At 71.8% G+C, this 25,012-nt stretch carries 20 protein-coding genes and 1 tRNA gene; 11 read left to right on the top strand and 10 right to left on the bottom strand.

The window, feature by feature from the left end:
- Positions 1-313: 313 nt before the first annotated feature.
- Positions 314-3,670, top strand: a complete 3,357-nt coding sequence (locus tag K3N28_RS13020) for a BTAD domain-containing putative transcriptional regulator (RefSeq protein WP_228092966.1) — start codon at positions 314-316, stop codon at positions 3,668-3,670.
- On the opposite strand, the gene K3N28_RS13015 is transcribed toward K3N28_RS13020, so the two are convergent.
- Positions 3,618-4,241, bottom strand: coding sequence for a hypothetical protein (locus K3N28_RS13015; RefSeq protein WP_228092965.1), 624 nt, complete (start codon positions 4,239-4,241; stop codon positions 3,618-3,620). The genes K3N28_RS13020 and K3N28_RS13015 overlap by 53 nt on opposite strands.
- Positions 4,242-4,862: 621 nt before the next feature.
- Between K3N28_RS13015 and K3N28_RS13010 the strand changes: the two genes are divergently transcribed.
- Positions 4,863-5,282: a hypothetical protein gene (locus K3N28_RS13010; protein WP_228092964.1), complete on the top strand. Its 420-nt coding sequence runs from the start codon at positions 4,863-4,865 to the stop codon at positions 5,280-5,282.
- A gap of 113 nt (positions 5,283-5,395) precedes the next feature.
- Here the strand turns inward: K3N28_RS13010 and K3N28_RS13005 are convergent, their stop codons facing one another.
- The 5 genes from K3N28_RS13005 to K3N28_RS12985 all read right to left on the bottom strand — a co-directional run bounded on the left by K3N28_RS13005 (position 5,396) and on the right by K3N28_RS12985 (position 12,876).
- The gene (locus K3N28_RS13005; protein WP_228092963.1) at positions 5,396-8,278 is read right to left on the bottom strand and encodes a BTAD domain-containing putative transcriptional regulator; all 2,883 of its coding nucleotides are present in this window, start codon (positions 8,276-8,278) and stop codon (positions 5,396-5,398) included.
- A 535-nt stretch (positions 8,279-8,813) separates the two neighbouring features.
- The gene (locus tag K3N28_RS13000) at positions 8,814-9,746 is read right to left on the bottom strand and encodes a 4-(cytidine 5'-diphospho)-2-C-methyl-D-erythritol kinase (protein WP_228092962.1); all 933 of its coding nucleotides are present in this window, start codon (positions 9,744-9,746) and stop codon (positions 8,814-8,816) included.
- Positions 9,747-10,616 carry a 16S rRNA (adenine(1518)-N(6)/adenine(1519)-N(6))-dimethyltransferase RsmA gene (rsmA, locus tag K3N28_RS12995; RefSeq protein ID WP_228092961.1) on the bottom strand — a complete coding sequence of 290 codons (870 nt, stop codon included), beginning with the start codon at positions 10,614-10,616 and terminating at the stop codon, positions 9,747-9,749.
- The gene (locus tag K3N28_RS12990; protein ID WP_228092960.1) at positions 10,616-12,247 is read right to left on the bottom strand and encodes a peptide chain release factor 3; all 1,632 of its coding nucleotides are present in this window, start codon (positions 12,245-12,247) and stop codon (positions 10,616-10,618) included. The genes rsmA and K3N28_RS12990 overlap by 1 nt, the downstream gene beginning before the upstream one ends.
- Before the next feature lie 173 nt (positions 12,248-12,420).
- The gene (locus tag K3N28_RS12985) at positions 12,421-12,876 is read right to left on the bottom strand and encodes a GatB/YqeY domain-containing protein (RefSeq protein ID WP_228092959.1); all 456 of its coding nucleotides are present in this window, start codon (positions 12,874-12,876) and stop codon (positions 12,421-12,423) included.
- 24 nt (positions 12,877-12,900) lie between these two features.
- On the opposite strand from K3N28_RS12985, the gene K3N28_RS12980 reads away from it, so the two are divergent.
- From K3N28_RS12980 to K3N28_RS12950, 7 genes are all read left to right on the top strand, one after another.
- A complete protein-coding gene (locus tag K3N28_RS12980) occupies positions 12,901-13,797 on the top strand; it encodes a metallophosphoesterase (RefSeq protein ID WP_228092958.1) in 897 nt (298 codons plus the stop codon).
- A gap of 132 nt (positions 13,798-13,929) precedes the next feature.
- Positions 13,930-14,003 (top strand) — tRNA-Pro (locus tag K3N28_RS12975).
- 338 nt (positions 14,004-14,341) lie between these two features.
- On the top strand, positions 14,342-14,971 hold the full coding sequence (locus tag K3N28_RS12970) for an excalibur calcium-binding domain-containing protein (protein WP_228092957.1): 630 nt from the start codon (positions 14,342-14,344) through the stop codon (positions 14,969-14,971).
- A gap of 90 nt (positions 14,972-15,061) precedes the next feature.
- A complete protein-coding gene (locus K3N28_RS12965) occupies positions 15,062-16,321 on the top strand; it encodes a sensor histidine kinase (RefSeq protein ID WP_228092956.1) in 1,260 nt (419 codons plus the stop codon).
- Positions 16,309-16,968, top strand: a complete 660-nt coding sequence (locus K3N28_RS12960; protein WP_228092955.1) for a response regulator transcription factor — start codon at positions 16,309-16,311, stop codon at positions 16,966-16,968. Before K3N28_RS12965 ends, K3N28_RS12960 begins: the two co-directional genes overlap by 13 nt.
- Positions 16,965-17,762, top strand: a complete 798-nt coding sequence (locus K3N28_RS12955; protein ID WP_228092954.1) for a DUF4097 family beta strand repeat-containing protein — start codon at positions 16,965-16,967, stop codon at positions 17,760-17,762. The genes K3N28_RS12960 and K3N28_RS12955 overlap by 4 nt, the downstream gene beginning before the upstream one ends.
- Before the next feature lie 451 nt (positions 17,763-18,213).
- Positions 18,214-19,059 carry a hypothetical protein gene (locus K3N28_RS12950; RefSeq protein ID WP_228092953.1) on the top strand — a complete coding sequence of 282 codons (846 nt, stop codon included), beginning with the start codon at positions 18,214-18,216 and terminating at the stop codon, positions 19,057-19,059.
- Between the two features lie 123 nt (positions 19,060-19,182).
- Here K3N28_RS12950 and K3N28_RS12945 read toward each other — a convergent pair whose 3' ends face one another.
- Together K3N28_RS12945 and K3N28_RS12940 are read right to left on the bottom strand one after the other, a co-directional pair.
- On the bottom strand, positions 19,183-19,845 hold the full coding sequence (locus K3N28_RS12945; RefSeq protein ID WP_228092952.1) for a pentapeptide repeat-containing protein: 663 nt from the start codon (positions 19,843-19,845) through the stop codon (positions 19,183-19,185).
- Between the two features lie 72 nt (positions 19,846-19,917).
- Entirely contained in the window at positions 19,918-20,769 is an 852-nt protein-coding gene (locus K3N28_RS12940; protein WP_228092951.1) for an EF-hand domain-containing protein, read from the bottom strand.
- Positions 20,770-20,973: 204 nt separating this feature from the next.
- Here K3N28_RS12940 and K3N28_RS12935 point away from each other — a divergent pair, with 204 nt between their 5' ends.
- Positions 20,974-21,963, top strand: coding sequence for an epimerase (locus K3N28_RS12935; protein ID WP_228092950.1), 990 nt, complete (start codon positions 20,974-20,976; stop codon positions 21,961-21,963).
- Between the two features lie 13 nt (positions 21,964-21,976).
- Here the strand turns inward: K3N28_RS12935 and K3N28_RS12930 are convergent, their stop codons facing one another.
- Both K3N28_RS12930 and K3N28_RS12925 read right to left on the bottom strand, forming a co-directional pair.
- Entirely contained in the window at positions 21,977-22,645 is a 669-nt protein-coding gene (locus tag K3N28_RS12930; RefSeq protein WP_228092949.1) for a YoaK family protein, read from the bottom strand.
- A gap of 208 nt (positions 22,646-22,853) precedes the next feature.
- Positions 22,854-23,708 carry a TetR family transcriptional regulator gene (locus K3N28_RS12925; protein ID WP_228092948.1) on the bottom strand — a complete coding sequence of 285 codons (855 nt, stop codon included), beginning with the start codon at positions 23,706-23,708 and terminating at the stop codon, positions 22,854-22,856.
- Positions 23,709-23,782: 74 nt separating this feature from the next.
- Here K3N28_RS12925 and K3N28_RS12920 point away from each other — a divergent pair, with 74 nt between their 5' ends.
- Positions 23,783-25,009 carry an MFS transporter gene (locus K3N28_RS12920; RefSeq protein ID WP_228092947.1) on the top strand — a complete coding sequence of 409 codons (1,227 nt, stop codon included), beginning with the start codon at positions 23,783-23,785 and terminating at the stop codon, positions 25,007-25,009.
- Positions 25,010-25,012: the final 3 nt, after the last annotated feature.

The following is a 25,012-nucleotide window of genomic DNA, read 5'->3' as shown; positions in this document are numbered from 1 at the left end:
TCCCGGGAGCGACGGGCACGGCCGGGGCGAACCCGAACTGTTCGCGCTTCACTTCGGACGGGCGGTCGGCCGTCCCGCACGGTCGCGGATCCCGACCATGTCGCCCGCCGCCGCATTTCGAGCGCGACGATCCTGTATGCGGCGAAAGCAGCGTGCCGCCGGCCCGGTCGTGAACGATGACGTCCGGACACTGGATCGCCGCAGACTTGCGGTCCGATCGCCGAGACGACTCGGATAGGATTCGCGAGTTGCGCCCGCGTTCGCGGGGCCGGTCCCGCCCACGACCACTCGTCCGAGGAGCCGAACGCAGTAGATGGCAGGGAATCTCGAATTCCGAGTGCTCGGACCGCTCGAACTCGTCTTCGACGGCGAACCGGGACCGAGGCTCCCCCCGATGCAGCGCCGCCTGCTCGCCGTACTGCTCGCGCGAGCCGGGCGGCAGTTCACCGCCGACGAGCTCATCGACGCCGTCTGGGAGGGGGCCCCGCCGCCGAGCGCGGAGCGGACCCTCCGAGTACACCTCCACCGGCTGCGGCGCGCCCTCGGCGACGCGGCCGGCATCGTCACGGGCGAGGTGGGTTACCGGATCGACGTCCCCGGCGAAGCGTTCGACGCCGCCCGCTTCGAGCAGCTCGTCGAGCAGGCCCGTCGTGAGCACGCCGACTCGGCCGCGACCGCCGCCGAGACGCTGCGGCGCGCCCTGGAGCTGTGGCGGGGCGCCGCCTACGCCGGAGTCGACGCCGGAAGCCTGGTCACCGCCGAGGCCCGCCGCCTCGAAGAACTCCGGTTCAGCGCCCGCCAGCGCCTGCACGAGCTGCGACTCGACCTCGGACGCCACGAGGAGGTCGTCGGGCCGCTCGCCGAGCTGGTGCTCGAGCACCCGCACCGCGAGCGGGTCGCCGCCCTTCTGATGCTCGCGCTCTATCGATCGGGCCGGCAGGCGGACGCGCTGCAGGTGTTCCGCACCGCCCGGGAGCGGTTCGTCGGCGAGCTGGGCATCGAACCCGGGGAACTGCTGCGGCGCATGCACGACGCGGTGCTGCGCGCCGACGAGCGGCTGCTCGTGGTCGCGACCTCGAGCCTCGACGGCGCCTGGGAGCCCCCGCAGCCTGAACCAGAGGAACCCGCCGCGGGACCGGTCCCGCGCGAACTGCCCAGGGCCCCGCACGCCTTCACCGGCCGCGAACGCGAGATGGAGGCCCTGGAAGCCCTGCTCGCCGCGCCCGCGCCCGCGCCCATCGCGCTCATCGCCGGGATGGGCGGCATCGGCAAGACAGCACTGGCAGTCCATTGGGGATCCCGGTTCACCGAGCGGTTCCCCGACGGCCAGCTGTTCGTCGATTTGCGCGGACACGGCGACGCGGCACTGACGCCGATCGAGGCGCTCACGGCCATGCTCGGCTCGCTCGGCGTCCCGCCCGGGCAGGTCCCGACCGACACCGACCAGGCCGCCGCGCGCTTCCGCAGCCTGATCGGCGACCGCCGCATGCTCATCGTCCTCGACAACGCCGCGAGCGGCGATCAGGTCAGACCGCTGCTCCCGGCCGGCCCGGACTGCCTGACCCTGGTCACCAGCCGCCACCGGCTCACCGACCTCGTCGTCCTGAACGGCGCGAAGCGGATCACCCTCGCCCCGCTCCCGCCCGAAGCGGCGCGCTCGCTCCTCGGCAGGATCCTCCCGCCGGGCCACGGCGAAGCGCACCTGGCCGAACTCGCCGACCTGTGCGACCGGCTGCCGCTCGCGCTCCACATCGCCGCCGCCAACTTCGCCGACCTCCCGCAGCACGACATCGCCTCGTACACGGGCCTCCTCGCCGAAGGGGACCGCCTCGCCACTCTGGAACTCCAGGGCAGTCCCGACGCCGCGATCCGCGCCGTCTTCGACTCCGCCTACCGCGGCCTCCCGGCGACCGGCCGACGCTTGCTCCGGATGCTCGGCCTCCTGCCCGGCCCGGACTGCACCGCCGAGTCCGCCGCGCATCTCGTCGGCCGGCCGGTCGCCGACACCGAGCGCGCCCTGGACCAGCTGGTCGCCGTGCACCTCGTCGACCACCACCATCCGGGCCGATACCGGCAGCACGATCTGCTGCGGCTCTACGCCCAAGAGCGCGCCGAGGCGGAGGAGACCCCCGAGGACCGCGACGCGGCCAGCGCGCGGCTGCACGACTGGTACCTGGACCGAGCCGACGCCTGCCGGCGCGTGCTGTACTCCGAGCTGACCGCGGTCGAGCCGCCCGCCCCGGACGATCGGCCGTTCCGGCCGGAGACCGAGGAGGCCCAAGCCTGGCTGACGTCCGAACGCGACAACCTCCTCGCCGTGCTCCGGCAGACCGTCGAGCACGGGCCCGCGGCGACCGCGTGGAGGCTGTACGACGCCCTCGCCGGGCTCACGTGGCTGGGCGTCCACACCACTGAGGCGTTGAACCTCGGCACCTCCGTCCTCGAGGCCGCCGAGCGGGAAGGCGACCCGCTCGGCACGGCCGCGGTCGAGACCGGGCTGGCGTGGACCCTCTTCGGCGCCAACCGAGCCGCCGACGCCGTCGAGCGCGGTGCGCGCGCTGCGCGCCTGGCGGCCGAAGCCGGGTCGCCGCGTGCCCAGGCGGCGGTCGACTTCCTCCTCGTGCTCGCGAACGCCAGCATCGGGCGGCCGCGGGACGCGCTCGCCCACGCCGAGGCGGGGCTGCGAACCAGCCGCGAACTCGGGCACGCCGTCCTCCAAATGGAGAACATGGAGGCCCTGGCCGGCCTCAACATGCACCTGGGGCGAGTCGACACGGCCGTCGAACTGTTCGAGGAGGAGCTGCGCATGGTCGAGGACGAGGGCTTGCCCGCCACGGTCTCCATGTACGGCAACCTCTTCTCCGCCTACCTGACGCAGGGCCGCCTCGACCGGGCGGAGGACTCCCTCGATCGGATGATGGCCGTCAGGTTCGGCGATTTCACCGCCGGGCCCGTCGCGAGCAAGGCCAGGAACTTGGCGCGAATGCGGCTCGCCGCCGGTCGGCTCGACGAGGCGCTGAAATACGCGACGGAGGCGGTCGAAAGTCTCGGCGAGCACACGAGCGGCATCCGCGAAGCGATGGTGATCAGCGTCATGGCCATGGTGCGCGATGCCCTCGGCGATCACGCGGAGGCCGTCGCCCTGTACGACCGGATCCTCGAACTCACCGAGCAGGGTTGGCGCTACCTCGAAGTCGAGGCGATGATCGGTCGCGCTTCGGCGTTCCTGCACCTCGGCGACATCGACAGCGCTCGCGGCGGAGCGTCCAGGGCGGTCGAGGCGAGCCGCGTCTCCGAGTACGCCGTACTCGAAGGCACGGCGCTCAACCTGCTCGCCGAGATCGGGCTCGCCGAAGGCCGCCTCGACGAGGCCGCGGCCGACGCCGCCGACGCGCTGCGCTGCCACCGCGAGACCGGGCATCGGCCCGGAGAGGCGGCCGCACTGCGCCTTCTCGGAGAGGCCCACGGCCGCATCGGCGACGCCGACGCCGCCGCGGGGTTCGGCGGCGAGGCGACCGCGCTGTACGCGGTCACCGGGTTCGCCGAGCCGCGGCGACCGGCGCGGGGGACCGCCGCGGCCGCCCCCCGCACCGACCCGGGCGCGAACGACCCGCAGGTCACTCGGCCGCGAAGAAGAAACCCGTCTGGCCGGTCGGCTGCCAGTCCTTGACGTTGACGAATACCTCGCCGGTCCTGTCGGCGGGGATCTGGGCGCAGAAGGCGCTCGACACGGTGTCGCCCTGGTCGACCGAGCCGCCGATGTAGAGCCCGGCGGGGACGTTCGCGCCGCAGTCGTCGTATTCGACGCCGTCGATCCAGAACGCGATGACCAGGTCCGAGTAGAAGCTGTTGTCCGCCTCGTCGCCCTGGTAGGTGCCTTCATAGGTGACCTTCGCGAACTGGTGGCCCGGGTCGGGCTCCTGGGCGAGCATGCCGGTCTCCGCCATGATCGACTCGGTGGCGTCGAGTTCGACGGCGGTGACGGTCACGTCCCAGCCCCAGACTTCGACGCTGTCGCCGATGGCGAGCGGGGACTCGGCACTGGTGCCGGCGGTGTTCTCGGCGCCGTCTCCTGAGGCGCCCGAGCCTGACGTGCCCGAGCCGGAGGCGTCCTCGCCGCCGCAAGCGGCGAGCCCCAGCAGGAGGGCCGCGCCGGCGGCGGCCGCGAGGGGCCGTCGGCCCTCGATGCGGCGCGTGGTCGCGGCGGTGGCGTTCGGGGAGGCTGATCGCTGCCTGGTCATCTCGTCGGTGCTCTCTCACTGTTCGAAGGTCGGATCGGATTGCGGTCGCCGCGGAGGCCGTCGGACTCAATGGACATCGGGCTGCTCGATACCGGAATGCCGGGAGCCCCGCTGGATGACGCGCGCGAATGCACGCAAGGGAGCCTGCGTTCGTGGCTCGCCGCGACGCGTGCGTGCGGACCACCACTCGCCCGCGGACGCTGCCGGATGCCAGGTCGATGGAGCTTCCTTCCAAGCGAAGACGGCCGATGCCGGATCGTCGGGACCGCGAGACGGGGTCGGCGTCGGCGCCGTCTCGCCGACTCTGAAGGCTATGCGGGCTCGCTTGCGGTTCGGTTGCCGTGGCGTTGCCTCAGGTCGGATCGGACGCCAGCCGGAGCGACGTCGACGCCCTCAGAGCGCCACCGCGTCCGACCGGGCACGGGCAGTCCGGTCGGAACGGCGGCGAGGCGATGCGCCGTCCTCGCCGGACGATCAGGGACGAGTGGACGCTGGGACGTCGCCGTTGCACGGCGGCGTGCGCCTGATGCGCTCCTGTATGGAATGCCGCAGAGGGAGGTATGAGCCGGGAATGAGCGGCATATGAGGTGCGCATGAGCCCCGCTCAATACGTTGGTCCCTATGACAGAGAAGACGATCAGTTCCCCGCTGCGGCGCACCGCCGCAGCGCTCGCACGTACCGCCGCCGCCGGTTCGCTGGCGGGGCTCGCCGTGGCCGCGTTCGCGGCCCCGGCCCAGGCCGGGGAGAACCGTGACTGGGGCACCGCTCCTGACACCGTCCATGCCGTCGCCGCCGACGACAAGATCTGGGGAGTGGACGACAAGATCTGGAGCGTCACCCCCGACAACCGGGACATGAGCGTCCGGATCACCGGTGACGGCGTCCTCAAGCCCCTGATCTTCCAAGCGCCGTACAGCGTCCGGATCACCGGGGTCGATCTCGACAACCGGGACATGAGTGTCACCCCGGACAACCGCGACATGAGTGTGGCTCCTGACAACCGCGACATGGGTGCCACCCCTGACAACCGCGACTGGTGACCCTGAAGCCCCGGCCTCCAGGGCCGGTGCGTAGGAGCGCGGAATGAACACGTCGCCCGCAGCGGAACAGAGCGCCGCCGCGCTTTGACCCCGCCGCGAGCGGTGCGACCTGTTCAGGGGCGCCCGGCCACCCCCTCGCCGGGCGCCCCTTTCGCGTGCTCCGAAGCGGCGCACGCCTGCAGCGCCCGCTCGGGAGTCGACCCCGATGCGTCTGCACCGGGTCCCGAGTCGCCGCGGTCTTCGAGCAGGCCGCGGATCTCCTCGGCGCGGGGGTCGCCGACCGCGGTGGCGAGCTCGAGGGCCCGCTCGAGGACTTCGGCGGCTTCGTCGGCGCTGCCGTGGGCGCGAAGCTCGCGGCCCAGACTGGTCAGGCTCCCCGACTGGTACCAGCGGTCGCCGATGTCGGCGAACACGTCGGACGCCCGACGCAGCCAGGACGCCGCGGCCCCGTGGTCGCCGAGCTGTCCGTGGGCGCGCCCGATGGTGTCCATGGCCCGGCCCTGGCCCCGGCGATGCGAGAGCCCGCGCAGCAGCTCGAGCGACCGCTCGGCCGTTTCGATCGCTTCGGCCGCCCGTCCCGCCTCGATATAGGCCTGGGCGAGGTTCAGCAGCGAGACCGCCAGATCGCCCGGTTCGTCGGCCTCCTCGTCGAGCGCGACGCAGCGCCGGAGGTAGTCGATCGCGTCCTCGTGGCGGCCCATGCTGCGGAAGATCATGCCCAGGTTGTTCAGCACGGAGGCCTGGTCGCTGCGAAGCTCCATGTCGCGGTAGAGCCGCAGCGCCCGCCGCTGCGTATCGATCGCCTCGTCGAAGCGTCCCAGGTGCCGCAGGCTCGCGCCCATGCTGAGCATCTCGGCCTCGGCATAGCGGTCGCCGGTGCGCCGCGCCGCCGCCAAGCCGGTCGCACCGAGCGAGGCGATCTCCGGCCAGGCCCGGCAGCGGTCCAAATGGACCCACAGGAGATGGACCAACTGCCAGCAGTGCCGGTCCAGGCCCGTGCTGGCGGCCGCGCTCACGGCCGCGATCAGGTTGTCCTGCTCGGTCTCGAACCAGCGCAGCGCGGACGGGGCGTCGGCGAAGGCCAGGGGGGCGACCTCGGTCCGCGGCGTCTCCAGGCCCACCGATGTGGGCTGCACATGCGACCGCGCGCCCAGGCCCGTCGCGATGTACCAGTCCAGGAGCCGGGCCAGCGCGGCCGTTCGCCCATGCTCGCCGTCCACCGCGGTGGCGAGCTCGGCGGCGTAGACGCGCAGCAGGTCGTGCAGCTCGTAGCGGCCGGGGCGGGGACGGGTCAGCAGGTTGTGGTCGACGAGCGACTCCAGGAGCCGGAGGGCGACCGGCGGGGCGGCCCCCGCGAGGGCCGCCGCCGCTTCGACGCCGACGTCGGGGCCGGGAGCGGTGCCGAGCGTCCGGAACATCATGGCCGCCTGCTCGGGCAGGGCCTGGTACGACCAGGAGAAGACTTTGCGGACGTCGTCGGCCCCGTCGTCGAGCGCGTCGAGGCGGGCGGTGTCGTCGCGGGCCTGTTCGACGAGCATCGGCAGGTCGATGCCGGTGTTGCGGACGCGTTCGGCGGCCAGGGCGACGGCGAGCGGCAGGTGGCCGCAGAGGTCGGTGAGTTCGGCGATCGCGCCGGGGTGGCTCGACACCGCCTCGGGGCCGAGGACGCGGCGCAGGAGCTCGGTCGATTCGGCGGGGGTGAAGGGGTCGAGTTCCATCAGGTGTGCGCCTTCGCGTCGGCGCAGGCTGCGCAGCCGGTTGCGGCTGGTGATCACGACCAGGCTGTCGGAGCCGGGGAGGAGGGGGCGCACTTGGTCGGCGTCGCGGGCGTTGTCGAGGAGCATCAGGACGCGGCGGCCGGCCAGGGCGGTGCGCAGGGCCGCCGAGCGCCCGTCGGTGTCGGGCGGGATCTGCTGGGGCGGCGTGCCGAGGGACAGCAGCAGCGTCATGAGCGCGGCGTCGGCGGCGGATCCGCTTCTCCAGCGGCCGGAGAGGTTCACGTGGAGCTGTCCGTCGGGGAAGCGGTCGGCCACCCGGTGCGCCCAGTGGACGGCCAGCGCGGTCTTCCCGACGCCGGCCGGCCCGCTGATCACCGCGATGGCGACCGGCCGGCGGCCCGGTTCGCGAGCGGTGTCGAGGAGCCGGTCGAGTTCGGACAGACGGGCGGCGCGCCCGGTGAACCCCGCGATGTCGATCGCCAGCTGCCGCGGGGCGGGGGCGGCGACCGGCGCGGTCGCGGGGGCCGCGACGGCCTCGGCCGGACGAGGTCCGCTCCCGGGCCGCAGGACGGTGCGGTGGACCGCTTGGAGTTCCTCGCCGGGGTCGATGCCGAGCCGGTCGGCCAGCAGGGTCCGGACGCGTTGGTAGGCGGCGAGGGCTTCGGCCTGCCGACCGGACCGGTGGAGTGCGAGCATCAGCCGCGACCAGAGGAATTCGCGGAGCGGATGCTCGTTGGTGAGCTCGTTCAGTTCGGCGACGAGTTCGGCGTGGCCGCCCGCGTCGAGGACCAGGTCGGCGCGCCGTTCGAGGGCGCGCAACCGCTCCTCGGTGAGGGTCGGGACGTGGGCGCGCGTCAGTGATTCGGCGTCGATGTCGGCGAGGGGGTCGCCGCGCCAGAGTGCGAGCGCCCGGTCGAGCGCTGCGAGTTCGGCCGCCCCCTCGACGCGTTTCGATTCGGCCACGAGGGCGCGGAACCGGTGGAGGTCCACCGCCTCAGGCTCCAGGTCCAAGGTGTACTCGCCGGCGGCGGTGCGGATGACGTCGGGGCCGAGCACCTGGCGCAGGCGGTTGACGATGGCGTGGAGGCGGTGTCGCGTCGCCTGATCGTCCTCGCCCCACACGAGTGCGGCGAGCGCGCTGCTGCGGACCGGTTTCCCGGCCGCCAGGGCGAGGGCGGCGAGGACGGCCCGCTGCCGTCCGCCGTCGACGGCTTTCGGCAGGCCCTCGACGGTGACCTGGAACGGGCCCAGGAGTCCGATTCGGATCGTCTCTGTCATCGCGCAGCATTCTCACATCGCTCGTCGGATGTCACCGCTCCCAAACGGCGGGCCGGTCTCGGTGAACAACGCATGGACGCGCCCTCTGCTTCCCGCCCGCGACGGCTGTGCCGTCCAGAGCCGACATTAACGGCCCGATGCTCGCGCGGCCCCTCGATGCCGCGGTGGCGATCATGGGGGCGGTGGGCCCGATGCGCCTCGGTCCTGTCCGGCGGATCCGACCGGGCGCCGCCCGGCCCGCCAGCCACCACTTTGACCGGTCGCCGCGGCGCGGTGCCGGTCCGCGTGCCCGCTCGCTGCGTTGTCGGCCTCGGCGACACCACACACCGGTACCGCGGGGCCTTCAGCGACCGCGGCTCTGGCCGTCGACGGCTCGTCGGCACTCGGCTCTGCTCTTTGACGGCTCGCAAGCGTCGCCGAGGCCGCTGGCGAACCGTCGACGACCAGGACCGAGGCCGTTGGCGAGCCCTCACTCGGCGAGGCGAGCGAACACAGGGACTCGGCTACCGCCGCTCCCGGATGCACCGGACGGGCCCTAGGCGGCGGGTCCGTTCACCGGGCCGCGCGCCAGGTGGACGCTCTTCGCGCCGCCGCGCATGCGGATGCGCCGGGCCAGGGCCACGGCGTGCTTGACGTCCGTGGCGAGGAACAGGACCGTCGGCCCCGAGCCGGAGACGTGCGCGGCCAGCGCGCCCTCTTCGAGGCCGCCGTGCATGAGCGAGGCCAGCTGCGGGCGCAGGCTCACCGCCGCGGCCTCCATGTCGTTGATGAGCAGCCGCGCCAGCTCCTCGGCGCCCGCGCCGCCCTCGAAGGCCCGCACGATCGGGTCCACATCGGAGGAGTAGCGGCCGATGCCGTCCTCGCGGAGCCGGTCGACCTCCTTGTAGCACTCGGGGGTCGAGATCTGCGTGTCCGTCGTCGCGACGACCCAGTGCCAGGTGCCCTTGGCCTGCACCGGCGTCAGCTCCTCGCCGCGGCCCGCGCCGATCGCGGTGCCGCCCTTGAGGCAGAACGGGACGTCCGAACCGAGCCCGGCCGCGAGGCGGTGCAGCTCGGCGTCGCCGATCTCGACCTGCCACAGCCGCGCGCACGCGACGAGCGTCCCGGCCGCGTCGGCCGAGCCCCCCGCGAGGCCCCCGGCGACGGGGATCCGCTTGTTCAGGTGCAGCCGCACGTCCGGTTCGATCCCGGCGTACAGCGCGACGAGCTTGGCGGCCTTGTGCGCGAGGTTCTCCTCACCCGTGGGCAGCGTCCCGGCGCCCTCGCCGGAGACGGTGATCGCGATGCCCGGTTCGCCCCGCCGCTCGGCGGTCACCGTGTCGTGCAGGCTGATCGCCTGGTACACCGTGGACAGCGCGTGGTAGCCGTCGGCGCGGGGGTCGCCCACGCCGAGGTGCGGGTTGATCTTCGCGGGCACGTCGACGCTGATCGACGCGCCGGGCTGGGCGGGTGCGGTCTGTCCACTCATTCAGGCCTCCTGGGATCGCGGTCCGATCGCGCCTACGGCCTCCTTGGCGTCGGCGAGGGCGATGAACTCCGTGATGTCCAACGACTCACCCCGTCTGGTGGGTTCGATCCCGGACCGGTCGAGCACGGCGTCCACGCTCTCGCCCGCCCACGTCTTCAGCGACTGGCGCAGCATCTTCCGCCGCTGCCCGAACGCGGCGTCCACCGCGCCGAACACCTCGCGGCGGTTCGCCTTCGGGCTCTCGATCCGCTCGAACGCGACCAGGCCGCTGGCGACGTTCGGGACCGGCCAGAACACGTTCGGCGACACCGACCCGGCGCGTTTCGCCTTCGCGTACCAGGCCATCTTGACGCTCGGCGCGCCGTAGATCTTCGAGCCCGGGCCGGCCGTGAGCCGGTCGCCGACCTCGGCCTGCACCATGACGAGGCCCTTCTCCAGGCTCGGGAAGACCTCCAGGGCGTGCAGGACGACGGGCACGGCAACGTTGTACGGCAGGTTCGCCACGAGCGCCGTCGGCGGCTCGGGCATCTGCTCGGGGGCGATCCGGGCGGCGTCCGTCTCGATCACGGTGAGCCGCTCGTGCTCTTCGGGGGCGCGGTGCGCGACGGTGGTCGGCAGCGCGAGCGCGAGCTTCGGGTCGATCTCGACGGCGATGACGCGGCGGGCGATCTCGATGAGCGCCAGCGTGAGCGATCCGAGGCCGGGGCCGACCTCCATCACCACGTCGTCGGCGTCCAGCTTCGCGGCGGCCGCGATGCGGCGCACCGTGTTGGCGTCCACGACGAAGTTCTGGCCCCACTTCTTCGTCGGCGTGATGGCCAGGCCGCGCGAGAGCGTCCGGATGTCGCCCGAGGTCAGCAGGCGTGCCATCAGCCCTGGCCCCCGGCGAGGAGCGGCTCGAGGACGATGCCGGGGTAGTCGTTGACGATGGTCTGGATGCGGTACTTGTTCGGCAGCGCCACCAGGAACGCGCCGTCCCTCGGACGGCTGAACACCTCGACGCCGGGGGCCGTGCGCAGGCGGCCCGCGCCCTCGGCGTCCGTGAGGCGCGCGAGCTGGTACGGCAGGTGGTCGATCGTGGCCGGGACGTCGAACTCGGCCTGGAGGCGGGCCGTCGTGACCTCGAACTGGAGCGGGCCGACCGCCGCGAGCACCGGCGTGGCCTCGCCGCGGCGCTCGGAGTACAGCACCTGCACGACGCCCTCCGCGTCGAGCTGGGCGATGCCGCGGCGGAACCGCTTGGCCTTCGACGTGTCGTGCATCTGGAGCGCCCCGAAGTGCTCGGGCGCGAACGCCGGCAGCGGCGGGTACTCGACGGCCTTGCCCGCGTAGATCGTGTCGCCCACCGACAGGCCCGTGGCGTTGACCAGGCCGACGATGTCGCCCGGCCAGGCCTCGTCCACGGTGTCCCGCGCGGAGCCGAACAGCGTCTGGGCGTACTTGGTGGACATGGTGCGCCCGCCCTGGGCCTGCGTGACCTGCATGCCGCGCTCGAAGCGGCCCGAGCAGACGCGGATGAACGCGAGCTGGTCGCGGTGCGAGGCGTTCATGTTCGCCTGGGACTTGAAGACGAACCCGGAGAAGCCCGCCTCCAGGTCGCGCGGCTCGCCCTTGACGTCCTCGCGGGCGAACGGCGACGGGGCGATGTCCACGAGCAGGTCGAGGAGCTGGCCGACGCCGAAGTGGACGAGCGCCGCGCCGAACAGGGTCGGCGTGGTGTTCCCGGCCTCGAAGGTCTTCGGGTCGAAGTCGGCCCCGACCTCGCTGAGGAGCTCGGCTTCCTCTCGGGCGCGTTCGTAATCGGGGCCGAACTCGGCCGTCGCGGCGTCCTCGTCGAGGAACTCCGCGACGGCGAGCTGCTGCCCGCCGGGGGAGCGTTCGTAGCGGACCATGCCGGGCGCCTGGGGGCCCGCGGGGCGGCGCCCCTCGGTGATCTCGCCGAACCCGACGCGCTCGATGACGCCGCGGAACTCGCCGCCCACGCCCACCGGCCACGTCACGGGCGTCGGCTTGATGCCGATGCGGGTCTCGATCTCCTCGATCAACTCGAGGGCGTCCTTGGCGGGGCGGTCCCACTTGTTGATGAACGTGATGACGGGGATGCGCCGGGCCCGGCACACCTCGAAGAGCTTGAGGGTCTGCGGTTCGAGGCCCTTGGCGGCGTCGAGCAGCATCACGGCTGCGTCGACGGCCGTGAGCACCCGGTAGGTGTCCTCGGAGAAGTCGGCGTGGCCGGGCGTGTCGAGGAGGTTGACCACGCAGCCGCGGTACTCGAACTGGAGGGCCGCGGAGGTGATGGAGATGCCGCGGTCCTGCTCCATGGACATCCAGTCGGAGACCACGCCCTTGCGGTCGCCCTTGCCGTGGACGGCCCCGGCCGAGGAGATGGCGCGGCCGTACAGCGCCAGCGCCTCGGTGATCGTCGACTTGCCGGCGTCGGGGTGGGAGATCACCGCGAAGGTGCGGCGGCGCGCGGCCTCGGCCGCAATGTGGCTGGACATGGATTCCTCAAGGTGTGACAAACGTGGTTCGGGCCCGACCTCCAACGATAGCCGTGCAGAACGACACGGCCCCGGAAGCCGCTCGGGGCCGCCGTTCTGTCGGACCCCAGCGGGAGGACGGCGCCCACCGTTCTCCGGGTGGGCGGGGGCTCGGGAGGGCGGACGCGATACGCCTAGCCGCCGAGCTCCGCCTTCACGATGCCGGCCACGGCCTTGCCGTCGGCGCGCCCGGCCGTCTTCGGGCCGATGGCCTTCATGACCTTGCCCATGTCCTTCGGGCCGGAGAACCCGCCCTCGGCGATCGCCTCGCGCACCAGCTGCGTGACTTCGGCCTCAGTGAGCTCGGTCGGGAGGTACCGCTTGATCACGGCCTCCTCCGCCAGCTCGGCCTCCGCCGACTCCTCACGGCCGCCCGCGCGGAAGCCCTCGGCCGCCTCGCGGCGCTGCTTGGCCTGCTTCACCAGGACCTTCACGACGTCCGCGTCGGTGAGCTCCCGCTGGGACTTCCCAGCGAGCTCCTCGTTCCGGATCGCCGTGAGGACCATCCGCAGCGTGCCCAGCGTCACCTTGTCCTTCGCCTTGAGGGCGGCTCGCATATCCGTTTCCAACTGGGTCTTTAGCTCGCTCATATCTCGACAATCTACCGTTGGGGTATGAAGATCAGCCGTGGACTAGCCGCAGCAGCCGGGATCGGGGTCGGTGCCGGGGCGCTGGCACTCGCCTACGCCTCTCTCTACGAGCGCGTCCAGTACACGCTCCGGCACTTCGCGGTGCCCGCGCTCCCCGAGGGCGCCGAGCCCATCCGGGTCCTGCACATCTCCGACCTGCACATGACGCCCGGGCAGGTGCGCAAGGCCCACTGGGTCGCCTCCCTGTCCGCGCTCGACCCGGACCTGGTGCTGCTCACCGGGGACAACCTGGCCCACCCGGACGCGGTGGACCTGGTCGCGAAGACGCTGAGGCCGCTCTTCCGCGCGCCGGGCGCGTTCGTGTTCGGGTCGAACGACTACTACGCGCCGGTGTTCAAGAACCCGCTGCGGTACTTCAACCCGAACCGCGACCACAAGTACGGCGAGCCGCTGCCCACGGAGGAGCTGCGGAAGGTCCTCGTCGACGGCGGCTGGCTCGACCTGAACAACGCGACCGCCGACAAGGTCGTGTCGGGCCTGAACGTGCACTTCGCGGGCGTGGACGACCCGCACTTCGACCTCGACGACTACGACCTCGTGGCGGGATCGGTGCCCAAGAGCGCCGATCTGTCGATCGGGCTGACGCACTCGCCGGAGCCGCGCGTGCTCGACGAGTTCTCCCGGGACGGCTACGACTTCGTGGCCGCGGGGCACACGCACGGCGGCCAGGTGTGCGTCCCGGGCTACGGGGCGCTGGTCACCAACTGCGGGATCGACCGCGAGCGGGTGAAGGGCCTCCACCCGTGGGAGGACCTGTGGCTCCACGTCTCGGCCGGCCTGGGCACCAGCCCGTACGCTCCGGTCCGCTTCGCCTGCGCCCCGGAGGCGAGCCTCTTGACCTTCGTGCCGAAGGCGTTCTAGCGAGCGCCCGCTTCGGGCCCGGGTGTGACCGGGCCCGAAGCGGCCCCGACCCCGTTCGACACGGGCCCGGACCCTCGGGTAGCATTTCAAACCGACGCGAACGCCCAGCGTGCGCGCGAAAAAACAACACATCGGGTTGTGGCGCAGCTTGGTAGCGCACCTCGTTCGGGACGAGGGGGTCGCAGGTTCAAATCCTGTCAACCCGACAGATGGAAACACAGTTCAGGGCCGGTCTCCCACCTTCGGGATGCCGGCCCTGACGGTGTCTACGGCAGCGATTTGCGGCAACGCGGTCGAACGACCTCGGCATGGCCTGACAGCGTTGCCATGCCGGGCGAGCGTGCTGAGCAATGTCGCGCTTGCCTCGCGGCCGTACGCACGCGCCGGGCGGCGGCCCTCGCTTCGCCCCGGAGGCGTCACTCGTTCGGGGTCGTCCTAACGGTTGGTAGCTGTTCAGCCACGCGAAGGATGCTCTGGATTCGCTTTCGGGCATAGCCTTCAGGTACTCCTCACACGCTCCGCTTCACGCTCAAGGGAGCTTCCAGTGCCCGACGATCACCTCTCCGCCGCCGGCCCGCAGCGAACCGGCATCAAGCCTTGGTCTGAGCTCTCCACGCGCGAGAAGGCCTCTGGGATCGCGATCCTCGCCCTCCCGTTGTTCTGCTGCTTCGGTGTCGTCAACATGGTCGGCGACGATGACGACTCCCGGTCTCCGGTCGACCGCGTGACCGAGATCGCCACGGTCGCAACCGAATCGCCCACCGAGCCCGAACCGACCACCACCCGGGCCGCGCCGACCGAGGTTGCCACGACCGAGGCCGCCACCACCGAAGCGGCCGAACCGGAACCCGAGACCCAGGCGGCCCCGGAGGTCTACTACGACAACTGCGACGCGGCCCGCGAGGCGGGCGCCGCTCCCGTCCACGACTGGGAGGAGGGCTACGGCGAACACCTCGACCGCGACGGCGACGGCGTCGGCTGCGAAGACTCCTCCGGAGGCGGCGACACCGGCTCCGACACCGGCGGAGGCGGAGGCAACGACGAGGAGGACGAGGACGTCTACTACAAGAACTGCGATGCCGCCCGAGCCGCAGGCGGCGCGCCGGTCTACGCCGGCGAACCCGGATACGGCTCCCATCTGGACCGCGACGGCGACGGCGTCGGCTGCGAATGACCTGCTCGCGGACGGGGTAGAGAAAACTTCACCGTGAAGTCGGGTGTCTGCGGCAATGTGGGCGGCTGCGAGCGACCTTAGTGTTCAAGCATGGACATCTCAGCGACGCCGGCGATCGCCTGGCGCCACGCCCCGCTCACGGCGGTGAAGGCCCTCTGGTCGGGGCCGACATGGCGTTCCCTCATGCACCTGGTGACCGGCGCGGTGATCGGCTCCGCGGGCGGGGTCGTCGTCCTCGCCCTCGTGATCGCCGGGTTCGCCGGGCTCATCACCATCGTGATCCCGATCTTCGCGGGCGGTGCACTCCTCGTCGTCAGCGGGGCGCTCACCGTCGCCCAGCGCAGCCGGCACACGGCCTTCCAGGGCGTCGAGTGGCCCGACGGGCCCTTCTCGCAGGCGGTGACGTTCGCGCCCCGCGCCCTCCTGGAGATCCTGCGCAGCCCCAGGACGTGGCGGCAGTTCTCCTACCACGTCATCGTCGCCTTCTACGGCTTCTTCGCGGCGTTCATCGCCGTCGCCGCCTGGACCATGGGGCCCGCGATGATCGCCTCGCCGCTGGTCGGGATCCCCGACGGACTCGACGCCCGCCACTGGTTCCTCTGCGGCGCAGGCGTCCTCGTGCTCCTGGCCGCGCCGTGGATCACTCAGGGCCTCTCGACGCTCGACGCCCTGATCGCCCGCCGGCTCCTCGGCGTCACCCGCGCCGAGCAGCTGGAACTGCGGGTCACCGATCTCGCCGCCAGCCGCGATTCCACCGTGGACGCCGCCGACGCCGAGCGGCGCCGCATCGAGCGGGACCTGCACGACGGCGCCCAGCAGCGGCTCACCTCCCTCGCCATGAACCTCGGCATCGCCCGCGCCACCCTCACCGACCTCCCCGAGAGCGGCACCCGGGCCATCGAGCAGGCCCACGAGGAGGCCAAGCAGGTCCTCACCGATCTGCGCGACCTCGTCCGCGGCCTGCACCCGGCCGTGCTGGAGGACCGCGGCCTGGACGCGGCGCTCTCGGCCGTCGCCGCCCGCTCGCCCGTCCCGGTGCGCCTGCGGGTCGACATGAACCGCCGCGTCGCCCGCGACGTGGAGGCCGTGGCCTACTTCGTGGTCTCCGAGGCGCTCACGAACACGGCCCGTCACGCCGACGCCCAGAACGCCGCGGTCGACGTCGAGCTGCAGGCCGACCTGCTGCGCGTGCGCATCGCCGACAACGGCCGCGGCGGCGCCGACCCCGACGGGGGCACCGGCCTCCAGGGTCTCGCCGACCGCGTCCGCTCGGTCGACGGCCGCTTCGAACTCACCAGCCCGCTCGGCGGGCCCACCGTCATCGAAGTGGAGCTGCCGTGCGCGTCGTGATCGCCGAAGACTCGGTCCTGCTGCGCGAAGGCCTCGCCCGGCTCATGGAAGTCGGCGGCATCGAAGTGATCGACACCGTGGGCGACGCCGAGGCGCTGCTCCGCTCGGTCGAGCGCGACTGCCCCGACCTCGTCGTGGCCGACGTGCGGATGCCGCCCGACCAGAGCGACGAAGGGGTCCGCGCCGCCCTGGTGCTGCGCCGCCGCTATCCCGACCTGGCCGTCCTCATGCTCTCCCAGTACGTCGAGGAGCGCTACGCCGTCGAGCTCCTCACCGGGCAGATGCGCGGCATCGGCTACCTGCTCAAAGACCGCGTGGCCGACGTCGCCGAGTTCCTCGACTCGCTGCGCCGGGTCGCCGGCGGCGGCACCGCCCTCGACCCCGAAGTGGTCTCCCAACTGCTCGTCCGCCGCGACGGCGACGAACTCGACCGCCTCACCCCGAGGGAACGGGAGGTCCTCTCGCACATGGCGGAAGGCCGTTCCAACGCCGGCATCGCGGAAGTCCTCGTCCTCAGCGACGGCGCGGTCAGCAAGCACATCAACTCGATCTTCACGAAGCTCGGGCTCCCGCCCAGCGACAGCGGCAACCGCCGCGTGCTCGCCATTCTCAAGTTCCTGCAAGGCAACGCAAAGGACCGGTCATGATCGACACCCCCGAGAAGCCCGCTGAAACCCCCCGAACGGAACCGACCGACCAGTCGAACCGGAAGGTGTGGTGGATCGTCGGCGGCATCGTCACCGCTGCCGTGCTCCTGTCCGCCATGTCCGTCGTCGGCGTCTGGATCTGGACCGTCTCCTCGCCCGAGGAGCGCAGCACGCACACCGAGGAGTACACGCAGGACGTCACGGGCATCGATCTCGTCAACGAGGTCGGCGACATCGACCTGACGGCCGCCGACGGCAATGTGCTCGAAGTCCACCGCGAAGCCTCATGGCGCGGCGCCGAACCTGAGGTCACCGAGGAGGTGGCGGGCGACGTGGTCGCCGTCGAGGCCGACTGCGACGACGGCTTCGCCTTCTTCGGTTCCGAGCGGTGCGAAGTGGAGTTCGGCCTGCTGGTGCCCGCCGGCGTCGACGCCGAGGTCGACTCCTCGATCGGCGAGGTCCATCTCGACGGCCTCGACGGCGACATCGAGGTCGAGACGAGCGTCGGCGACGTCGAGGGCCGGAACCTGCGCGCGACCTCGACCGAGGTCGACTCCGACGTCGGCACCGTCACGCTCGAATACGCCGAGGTGCTCGGCGACATCACCGTCACCACCAGCACCGGCGACGTCGTGATCACCGTCCCCGACGACGGCACCACCTACGAGGTCGTGTTCGAGTCCGGCGTCGGCAGCCAGAACATCGGCATCGCCACCGATCCCAGCGACCGGGCCGACCACGTCATCCGCGTGAGCACCAGCGTCGGCGACCTCAGCGTCCGCTACGCCGAGTGACACCGCGCTCCCGCCGCCCGCGACCGACCCGGCCGCGGGCGGCTCCGCGTTCCGGGGCGCGCAGGGACGCGTCGCAGCCGCGCCCGTCGTCGTTGCCGGGCAGGGACTTCGCCGCTCCGAGCAGGCCCGTGTGGCCTCCCCTTCTCCTCAGCGGATCGCGCGAGCGGGCGCCGGCGGTGGTGGAGGCCGGCGATGGAGGGCGCGAAGCGGCTTGCTGCGGGGGAAGCGGTATGAGGCGGGCAGTGCACGGGGTCGACGACGACGATCCGGCCGAGCGATATCCGTAGCCGCATCCGTACTCATTGTGAGGTGCGCCGCATTTCCTCGATCGGAGGGCGATGCCGGGAAAAACTGTCGTACCCCGTGGATACGGTCGTGGAGGCAACTGAATAACGCGCGCATCGCCTGGTAGGCGAGGTGCGATGACCGATTGGACGGTGCGATGGCGACAGTGCGACCATCCGACAGTTCACGGAACCAGGCGGGGGTCGAAGTCCTCGCCGACCACATCGGCGGCAGCGCTCCGACCAAGCCGAGACGCCGCCCCAAGCGACCCAGGGGCGCACCGCCGAACGCGGAGCGCCCATCGGGGCCCGAGATGGTCGCCACGGCACTGCCGTTCGAGACCATCCCCGACGAGCCGCTCCGCGCGCACTTCACCCGATGGCTCGCTCACACGCTGACCGGCCCGGCCCAGGAACCGGCGAGAGCCGAGCCGACCGCGGAGCAGACCTCCGCCCTGGAGGCCCGCAGCGAGCGAGCATCGCCCGGCCCGCACACTGACGCCGACTCACCTGAATCCTCGAGGACATCGACGGTGCCCGCCCGCGTGGACGCTCCACATGCGACGTTCGACGCCTCGACCGGTGCGCCGCCCACCGCACGAGATCCGGCCGGGGCCATGCCTTTGGCACCGCGGCACCTGACGGCCGCCGGTCGGCCGCAGTACGTGGGGAGCCGCGATGGGACGGTCTGGGTGACCAAACCGATCCTGCGCTCCCGCGGCTGGACCGACGCCGCGGTCCGTGATTTCCTCCCCGAGCCTGAAGGGCTCAAACCCAACCCGCGCTTCCCGGTGAGCGGAGCGCCCATGCAGGTCTGGAGGCCCGCGACCGTCGCGGCGGCCGAGGCCGGCCCGGAGTGGCGGGAATGGCGGGAACGATCGCTGCGGCGACGAGGCACCACGCTCGATGCCCTGGCCGAGACGGCAGACGAGGACTTCCGCGCCCGACTCGAAACGGCCCGAGCAGCGATCGAGGCAGAGGGAGGTCCAGCCCCGGCGGCCCCTGAGCAGTAACGGCGTCGACAGCGGAACGGGCGGCGGCCGGAGCGGGGGAGACGGACTCGATGCAGGATGCGGCATCGAGCGAAGCCGAACAACGCCGCGAGGCCGAGGGAGGTGGGATCTGCTTCCGCTCGTTCAGGCGAGTTTGAATCCTGCGGCCGTTGCGAGTTCACCGGCGATGTCGACCGCTTGGTCGGCGGTGATGAGGGCGCCTTTCAGGCTCATGAGGCCGGTGATGCCCGTCATTTCGGACCGTCGCAGGTCGCAGCCCTTGGCGTTCGCCACCCGTGAGAAGTCCGCGTCCGGGAACGTGCAGTCGATGAACACCGCCTTCGAGAAGTCGCCCAAGAACGTCGCGTTCATGAACCGGCACCGCTCGAAGACCACCGGGCCCTTCGCCGAGCCGATCGAGAGGCCCGCGAAATCCGCCCGGCAGTCGGCGATGTAGACGTCCTGCGCCAGTGAGAACTGCGCCTGCCAGCCGACCAGCTGGCTCTCGGTGATCTCCAGCCGCCGGGCCGTCGCCCGCTCCCAGCGGCTGTTCGAGAGGACCGAGTGGTCGACGGTCACGTCGACGACCTCGAACGGCGTCAGCTCGACGCCCGACATGTCGGCGTCGCGGATCGCCGACGCCTCAAGGCTGCCGTCGCCGTGCTGTCCTGACCAGTCCAGGCCGTCGATCGACCGCTCGCTCCACTCGAAGTCCTGGTCGAGGTCCTCCTCCAGCGGCGTGAGTCGGTCGACTTCGACCAGTGGCCTGCGCATCGAGCGCTGCTCGTCGATCTTCCTGAACTTCACCGGACCTCCTCGGTCGTCGCGGATCCCGGCAGGCTACGGCAAGCGTCCGACATTCCGGCGATGAGCGGCTCGTCAGGGCTCTGGGGCGAGCGGGGTGCGGAAGCGCGGGACAGGCGGCGATGCGCCCGGCGGTCGGTCCAGGACGCGAGGTGGGGCGGGGTTTCGGGGTGCACTGGGGACGACGACGAGAGGCGACCTGCCCGAGCCGGCCTCGCACCGGTCGGACAGGTCGCCCCTCGCCCGTAACGAACCGATCGGAACCATGATCGGAGTGCCGACTTTGCCCATCAGGTTGTTCGCCGGGCAGTCGCGCGCAGGACTGAGGAAGAACCCGAAGATCGCCCCGCGCCACTCGTCCGGCGAGATCCGGTTGTCGTGGTCGGCGTCGAGGATCTCGAAGAGGCGGTGGCTCTCCTGGTAGTCCACCCCGTTCCAGTTGCGCAGCAGCTGAACGAATTCACTGGAGCTGATCAGCCCGTCGCCGTCCGCATCGGTGATCGCGAAGTAGGCGTCGGCGACGGACGCGAGCTTGGCGCCCGCGGCGATCCGGTCGCTCAGCATGTTCTGCGCCAGCGCCGAGTGCAGTTCCCTGCGGCCCACGCGGCCGTCCTCGTCGGTGTCGCCCGACGCGATGAAGTCGGTCCACAGCTGCAGCGTGGCGTCCCGGAGTTCCAAGCCCATCGGGCTGTCCACGGGCACGTCGCGGGCGGTCAGCACCCGATCGGCCGCCCGCAGCAGGTCCTGCTCGGTGATGAACTCGTTGCCGTCCACGTCAAGGGTGTCGAACCACCGGTCGAACTTGTTCCGCCGGACCTTGTCGAGGCGGCCCTCCTGCCTGAGCCGGTTGTTGATCAGGACTGCCGCTCCGGCGGCCATAGCGGTGGCGGCAGCGCCCGCTGCCAGTGCTTTCGTGCTTCGTCGCATCAAGGTCACCTTTCCTTTCCCGATGGGATCGTGCCATGACGGACCGCTTCAGGGATGGAAACCGCCGATCCGGCGGACGCGCACGCGAGGGGGCAGGAGCGGCGCGACGACACCGGTGGCATTCGCTCGGTGTCGCACGTCGCCCTCAAGGTTTATTGAACGTGTTCAGTTCCGGCGGTAGGGTGGGGCGCAAGGAGGAATCCCATGAAGATCGTCATCCCCGGCGGCACCGGCCATGTCGGCGCCGTCCTCGAACGCCGGCTCACCGCCGCCGGGCACCGCCTCACCGTTCTCACCCGCCGCCCCTCCCGCCCCCACCACCGCCACTGGGACGGGCGCACGCTCGGCCCCTGGGCCGAGGCCGTCGACGGCGCGGACGTCGTCATCAACCTCGCCGGACGCAGCGTCAGCTGCCGCTACACCCCCGAGCACCTCGCCGAGATGAGGCGCTCCCGCGTCGACGCCACCCGCGTCGTCGGCGAAGCCATCGCCGCCGCCGCCGAGCCGCCGCGCGTCTGGCTCCAAGCGAGCACCGCGACGATCTACGCCCACACCCACGGCCGCGCCAACGACGAGGCCACCGGCGTCATCGGCGGCGGCGAACCCGACGTGCCCGCGTACTGGGCCGAGAGCATCGACATCGCCCTCGCCTGGGAACGGGCCCTCGACGAAGCGGACACGCCGCACACCAGGAAGGTAGCGATGCGGTCGGCGATGACCATGAGCGTCGACCGCGGTTCCGTCTTCGACGTGCTCTCCCGCATGGTCCTGCTCGGTCTGGGCGGCGCGGTCGGCGGCGGCCGCCAGTTCGTGTCGTGGATCCACGAGGAGGATTTCGCGCGGGCCGTCGAGTTCCTCATCGAACGGGACGACCTCGCCGGCCCGGTCAACCTCGCCTCCCCGCATCCGCTGCGGCAGAAGGACTTGATGCGCGTTCTCCGCCGTCTCTGGGGTCGGCGCTTCGGGCTCCCGGCGACGAAGTGGATGGCCGAGATCGGGGCGTTCGCGCTCCGCAGCGACACCGAGCTGCTGCTCAAGAGCCGCCGCGTCACGCCCGGTCGACTGGAGGCCGTCGGGTTCGACTTCGTCCATCCCGCATGGGAAGCGGCCGCCGACGATCTGGCGCGCCGCACGGCGGCCGACCGGAAGTGGCTCCTCGCGCGCCGGCCCGGGCTGCGGGTTCGCAGCGCCTGAATCGGCCGCCGGGTCAGTCCGCGCCCCGGTCGCGGCGGGCCTCGGCGAAGCCGGCGACCGCCATCACGGCCGCGACGCCCGCGGCCGTCCAGCACACGGCCTCGAACGAGAACGTGTACGCCATGGCCGAACCGACCCCTGCGGCCACCAGGTAGACCGCCCACACGGACGCCTGGAGCCGTGCCGAGCGCCGGGCCGTGCGGTCGCCGAAGAGGTTCACGAACAACGCGATGAGCGTCCCCGTGAGCACCGTCGTGTTGATCCCGGACAGCCCGATGCGCGACGCGTGGATGCTCTGCACGCCCATGGCGAAGGCCGCCAAGGCGACCGCGAGCTCGAAGCCCGTCACGAGCGCGGCCGCGCAGAGCACCGCCACTTCCGCCACGAGCAGGAACGGCAGGCCGAAGCGGGTGAGTACATGCCGGCGGGTCGAGAACGACGCGAGCATCGCCCCGAGTGCGAAGCCGGCCAGCGAGCACAAGGGGCCGACGGGCGAGAGGCCGTCGTCGCGGCCGGCGACCTCGCTCGACAACGAGACGGCGAGGAGGACCGCGTTCCCGGTCTGGTTGGCGACGAACTGCTGGCTGAGGCCGACGAAGCCCGCGCCGTCGACCGCCCCGGCGATCGCGGTGAGCACCAAGGCGGTCCAGACGTGCGCGGCGTCGGGGACGGGACGGTTCATCGGACCTGCGTGTCTCCTCGTCTCCGGGCGGCGAGCACCGTCGCGCCGGTCGCGGCGGCGAGCCCTCCGGTACCGGTTCGACTGGGCGGCGCTGCGGCCCGCATGGTGCTCCCTCCCGGTGGACGGTCGGCGGGGAACCGTGTCGAAGACTATCGGGGCGATGGCCGGGCGCGCCTGCGAAACGCCCTGTGTTCCGGGGCCGGTCGGCTCATTCGGCGAGGAGCTTGAGGACCACCGGGCGCGAGCACGTGCCCGCGACCTGCCTGGCGAGCCGGTTCGCGCTGACGCCCGCGGCGTTGGCCGCCCGGAGGGCCTCGCCGAGCGCGGCCTTCGCCGCCTCGGTCTCGGCCTGGGCCCGGCGCAGCCGCTCGGCGGCGGCCTCGACCGGATCCGGCTCCGCCCCGGCGCCATCCTCGACCGGACTCGGCTCGGCCGCCGCACCAGTGGTCAAGTCATTGACCGGGTCGGTGCCGGGCTTCATCGCCTTCGTCGCGCCTTCGGCGAACGGGACGAGGAACGCCCGGATCGCGTCCGCGTCGTTCGCGCGATCGCCGAGCAGGAGCCGCCGCAGCTGCGGCGCCAGGTTGAGCCAGTTGGTGATCCCGTAGAGCACGAGCGTCATCAGCCCGGCCCGGAACGGGTCGTCGGTGCCGAACTGCGCCATCGAGTGCTGGATCTTGCGGCGGTAGTGCTCGTGCCGCCAGCCGTCGACGTCGTGCACGTCGTCGCCGCGGTGCAGCGCCTCCCACGTGAGCAGCCGCAGCAGCTGCGGCTTCGTGCGCTGGTAGTCGTAGAGGCTCGCCACGAACGCGCCGACGTCGTCGGTCTTCCACAGCGGGTCGACGACCTCGGTGAACTCCTGCATGGTGTCGACGATCACGGCGTCGAACAGCTTGTCCTTGCTGCCGAAGATCCCGTAGATGCGCTCCTTGTTGACCCCGGCGACCTCGGCGATGCGGTCGACGCGGGCGCCGGCGAGGCCCAGTTCGGCGAACTCGTCGCGGGCCGCGCGCAGCAGCGCCCGTCGGGTGGCGTCGGAGCGTTTCCCCTCTTGCGGTGGCATGAGGTCCAGGTTACCAGAAGAAAAACCAACTATTTGGTTGACAGAGTGCCGCAGGCGGACTTAGATTTGCCGCCATGACTGCAACCACCACCGCGTCATCCGACCGCTACCTCCCGGCGCAGATGCCCGCGCGCATCCCGCCGGCATACACACCCGCCTACCGGGTCGTCCCCGTGTTCGCGCTCGCGGCCCTTCTGGCCACCGGCCAGATGTACACGCCCATACCGATGTTCAGCGCCATGGAGGCCTCCTGGAACGTCGGCCTCGGATCGATGACCTGGATCATCAGCGCGTTCGCGTTCGGCTACGCCGGGGGCTTCGTCCTCTTCGGTCCCATGGCCGACCGCTTCGGGCGCAAACGCGTCCTCATCGCCGGGCTGCTCGCCGCCGGGGTGGTCACACTGTTGACCGGTCTGGCGCCGAGCCTGGCCGCCGCGATCCCGCTGCGGGTCCTTCAAGGCCTCGCGATCGGCTCGATCCCACCCGCCATGACCGCCTATGCCACCGTCCGCCTCGCGCCGGACCGCCGCGCCGTCGCCGTCTCCACCATCATCACCTCGTTCCTGGCCGCCACCGTGATCGGCCAGCTCGCCTCCCAGACCGTGATCCGGTTCGCCGACTGGCGCACCGTCTTCATCGGATCGGCCGTCCTGTTCGGCCTCGTCGCGCTCGCCGCGAGCCGCGTCATGCTCCCCGACCGGCCCGCCGCGGGCGCGAACCTCGCGAGCAGCTACGCCGCGATCCCGCGCGTCCTGCGCCTCGCCTCCCTGCTGCCGATGTTCGGCGCCGGAGCACTCGTGATGGCCGCCATGGTCGCGATCTACACCGGCATCGAGCTCACCGGCATCGTCACCGGCACCGGCGAACTGCTCGCCCTGCGCGCCAGCGCCCTCCCGGTGATGGTCGCGCTGCCGTTCCTGGCGGTCCCGCTCGCACGCGTCGCCCGGCCGAACCAGATCGTCCTCGGCACCGTCGTCGCCGCGCTGGCCATGGCCGCCGCCGTGTTCGCCGGCGACCACCTCGTGATGCTCGCGGTCCTGTTGGCCGTGCTCATCGGCGGCCTCGGCATCGTCGGGCCCGCGGCGAACCAGACCGCGGCGGAGGCCGGCGGCGAGCACCGCGCGGCCGCTTCCTCGGTGGCGATGTTCAGCCTCTACGTGGGCGCCACGGCGGGACCGCTCATCGCTCAGGCCGCGGCCGTCCACGGCTTCGCCGCGCTGGCGTTGGCCCTTGCGGGCATGCTCCTACTTGCAGCAGGATTGGCGTTGTGGGGCAAGCGGATCCAAGCCTCACGCGACTAAGGA

Origin of the sequence: Glycomyces sp. TRM65418, assembly GCF_019710475.1 — a bacterium.
Taxonomy (GTDB): Bacteria; Actinomycetota; Actinomycetes; order Mycobacteriales; family Micromonosporaceae; genus Glycomyces.
This window is presented reverse-complemented; position numbering and strand designations above follow the sequence as displayed.

Bases quoted from the DNA above. Each gene is read 5' to 3' on its own strand.
- K3N28_RS12935 (WP_228092950.1), top strand. From the start codon at position 20,974: ATGAAGATCGTCATCCCCGGCGGCACCGGCCATGTCGGCGCCGTCCTC.
- K3N28_RS12955 (WP_228092954.1), top strand. From the start codon at position 16,965: ATGATCGACACCCCCGAGAAGCCCGCTGAAACCCCCCGAACGGAACCG.
- rsmA (WP_228092961.1), bottom strand. From the start codon at position 10,616: ATGGCACGCCTGCTGACCTCGGGCGACATCCGGACGCTCTCGCGCGGC.
- K3N28_RS12965 (WP_228092956.1), top strand. From the start codon at position 15,062: ATGGACATCTCAGCGACGCCGGCGATCGCCTGGCGCCACGCCCCGCTC.
- K3N28_RS13005 (WP_228092963.1), bottom strand. From the start codon at position 8,278: ATGACAGAGACGATCCGAATCGGACTCCTGGGCCCGTTCCAGGTCACC.
- K3N28_RS12925 (WP_228092948.1), bottom strand. From the start codon at position 23,708: ATGCCACCGCAAGAGGGGAAACGCTCCGACGCCACCCGACGGGCGCTG.
- K3N28_RS13010 (WP_228092964.1), top strand. From the start codon at position 4,863: ATGACAGAGAAGACGATCAGTTCCCCGCTGCGGCGCACCGCCGCAGCG.
- K3N28_RS13000 (WP_228092962.1), bottom strand. From the start codon at position 9,746: ATGAGTGGACAGACCGCACCCGCCCAGCCCGGCGCGTCGATCAGCGTC.
- K3N28_RS12990 (WP_228092960.1), bottom strand. From the start codon at position 12,247: ATGTCCAGCCACATTGCGGCCGAGGCCGCGCGCCGCCGCACCTTCGCG.
- K3N28_RS12980 (WP_228092958.1), top strand. From the start codon at position 12,901: ATGAAGATCAGCCGTGGACTAGCCGCAGCAGCCGGGATCGGGGTCGGT.
- K3N28_RS12940 (WP_228092951.1), bottom strand. From the start codon at position 20,769: ATGCGACGAAGCACGAAAGCACTGGCAGCGGGCGCTGCCGCCACCGCT.
- K3N28_RS13015 (WP_228092965.1), bottom strand. From the start codon at position 4,241: ATGACCAGGCAGCGATCAGCCTCCCCGAACGCCACCGCCGCGACCACG.
- K3N28_RS12920 (WP_228092947.1), top strand. From the start codon at position 23,783: ATGACTGCAACCACCACCGCGTCATCCGACCGCTACCTCCCGGCGCAG.
- K3N28_RS12930 (WP_228092949.1), bottom strand. From the start codon at position 22,645: ATGAACCGTCCCGTCCCCGACGCCGCGCACGTCTGGACCGCCTTGGTG.
- K3N28_RS12985 (WP_228092959.1), bottom strand. From the start codon at position 12,876: ATGAGCGAGCTAAAGACCCAGTTGGAAACGGATATGCGAGCCGCCCTC.
- K3N28_RS13020 (WP_228092966.1), top strand. From the start codon at position 314: ATGGCAGGGAATCTCGAATTCCGAGTGCTCGGACCGCTCGAACTCGTC.